Source organism: Acidovorax cavernicola (genome assembly GCF_003581445.1).
The window spans coordinates 1-1,978 of record NZ_QXMN01000168.1 but is presented as its reverse complement, the minus strand read 5'-3'; the positions used below and the strand labels follow the sequence as shown (position 1 = coordinate 1,978).

The window sequence follows — 1,978 nt, the reverse complement described above, 5'->3', positions numbered from 1 at the left end:
GTACGAGCCGGTCAAGCAGGGTTTCGATGCGCTCGCCAAGGGCGTGCTCGCGGTGACCAACAAGGACGCGCGCCGCAATCTGGTGCTGCACGTCAGCCCGTATTTCGCAACCCAGTACCTGATCCGCAATCTGGGCAACTTCAAATCGGAGTTCCCCGATATCGATGTGCGCATGCTGGTGGGGGTGGAGCTGCCCGATCTGCAGCAGCAGGGCATAGACGCGGCCATCCACTGGGGCTATGGCGGCATTCCGCTGCTCTCGGAAACGCCGCTGGTCGAAGACCTCAAGGTGCTGGTCGCGGCGCCGTCGCTGCTCGCGCGCCTGCCCGTGAACACGCCCGAAGACCTGCTGCAGCACTCGCTGGTGTTGCCGCTCGCGGAAAACACGTTGTGGCAGGACACGCTGGACCTGCTGGGCCTGCGCCAGACGAACAACCAGCCGGTGCTGCAGCTGCACACCCACGACGCAATGCTCGAGGCGACGCTGGCCGGGCTGGGCATAGGCCATATTTCCTACCTCGATGCGCTGGCCCATATCCAGGCCGGCAGCCTGGTCGCGCCGTTCGGCGTGGACCTGCTTAAGCAGCTGCCGCTCGAGAAGTCGCCGCGCTTTTTCCTCTACTACCGGCCGGACCGCAAGAACTCGCCCGTGCTCAAGCGCTTTTCCGAATGGCTGCAGAGCTATGTCTGCCGGCCTGAAGTGATCGGCTTCGAGTCGCGCTGCCGCGTGGATGCGGCGCAGTCCGCCGATTGAGAGCCCGTGCGCCGCGGCAGGGTGATGCACACCAGGCAGATGAAGATCAGCGCCACGCCGGCCCAGCCCTGTCCCGGCAACCGCTCGCCGACGATCAGCGCCGCCAGACCCGCGGCGACCACGGGCTCGACCAGCGTGATGGCCGTGGCGGTGCTCGCGGGAATGCGCGCCAGCCCGTAGCCGAAGCAGACATAGCCGAGGAACATCGGCACCAGCCACATGTAGATGCCCACGGGCGAGACCGAAGATCGCGCCCATCGCGGCGCGCGGGGCGACGCGCCGCTGCATCAGCCGCCGCGCGGCCCACGAATACAGCGCATAGGTCAGCCCGGCGAGCAGGCCCAGCACGACGCCGGCCGTGACGGACGGCGCGGGCGTGCCGTGGCCCGCGCCTTCGGCAAAGCACAGCAGGCCCATGCCGGTCACGCCCAGCGCCGCGCCCACGGCCCAGCGCCGGCTGACGCGCGTGCCATCGAGGGCCATTTCCAGCGCCGCGGAAAACAAGGGCGCCGAGCCTATGGACACCACGGTGCCTATGGTCACGCCGGCCAGGCGCATCGATCCGTAGAACGCCAGCGGGTAGACCGCGACCGCGATCGCGCCCAGCACCAGCCACTGCCACTGCGCGCGCAGCGCCGCCAGGCTGCGGCCCATGGGGCGCAGCGCCATGGCGGCCTGCAGCAGCCCGCCGATTCCCATGGCCGCGGCGCCGATCGCGGCCGCGCCCACTTCGGGCGCAAAGGTCGCCGCCACGCCAGTGGTTCCCCACAGGAGCGAGGCCAGCAGAATGGCCGCGACGCCCGGCAATTGCCGGGGAGGTGAAGCTGTCATGCGCGGCTAGATGTTGCGTCTCAGGGCGCCATCACCTGCGGGCGACGAAAGCACGACGCAGCATGGTCGTTGACGATGCCCACGGCCTGCATCCAGGCATGGACGATGGTCGGCCCGACAAACTTGAAGCCGCGGCGCTTCATGTCCTTGGAGATCAGCGCCGACAGCTCGGTCTGCGTCGCATTGCCCGTGCCCTGCAGCGGCTGGCCGTTGGTGAACGACCAGCAGTAGTCGGCGAAGTCTTCGCCACGCGCCTGCATCTCGAGAAAGATCTGCGCGCCGCGAATCGTCGCCTCGATCTTCGCCCGGGCGCGCACGATGCCCGCATTGCCCATCAGCCGTTCGATATCGTGCGGACCGAAAGCCGCCACGGCCTGCGGGTCGAAGCCGGCG

The 1,978-nt window shown here is 68.6% G+C and carries 4 protein-coding genes and 1 pseudogene; 2 read left to right on the top strand and 3 right to left on the bottom strand.

The features are described from left to right. Positions 1–754, top strand: a 754-nt coding sequence (locus D3H34_RS32130; protein ID WP_119558811.1) for a LysR substrate-binding domain-containing protein, incomplete at its 5' end; no start/stop codon positions are given. Here the strand turns inward: D3H34_RS32130 and D3H34_RS34580 are convergent. Continuing rightward, entirely contained in the window at positions 682–987 is a 306-nt protein-coding gene (locus D3H34_RS34580) for a DMT family transporter (RefSeq protein WP_205736855.1), read from the bottom strand. The two genes, D3H34_RS32130 and D3H34_RS34580, sit on opposite strands and share 73 nt — an antisense overlap. A gap of 182 nt (positions 988–1,169) precedes the next feature. Between D3H34_RS34580 and D3H34_RS34840 the strand changes: the two genes are divergently transcribed. Next, on the top strand, positions 1,170–1,322 hold the full coding sequence (locus D3H34_RS34840; RefSeq protein WP_286186543.1) for a hypothetical protein: 153 nt from the start codon (positions 1,170–1,172) through the stop codon (positions 1,320–1,322). 107 nt (positions 1,323–1,429) lie between these two features. On the opposite strand, the pseudogene D3H34_RS34960 reads toward D3H34_RS34840, so the two are convergent. Together D3H34_RS34960 and D3H34_RS32120 are read right to left on the bottom strand one after the other, a co-directional pair. After that, positions 1,430–1,585, bottom strand: a pseudogene (locus D3H34_RS34960) (hypothetical protein); the annotation flags it as partial. 20 nt (positions 1,586–1,605) lie between these two features. Beyond that, positions 1,606–1,978 (bottom strand): DNA-3-methyladenine glycosylase I (locus tag D3H34_RS32120; RefSeq protein ID WP_147400563.1); only part of this gene is annotated, 373 nt, incomplete at its 5' end.

Coding starts and splice junctions, on each gene's coding strand:
- D3H34_RS34840 (WP_286186543.1), top strand. CDS start 1,170: ATGCCGGTCACGCCCAGCGCCGCGCCCACGGCCCAGCGCCGGCTGACG.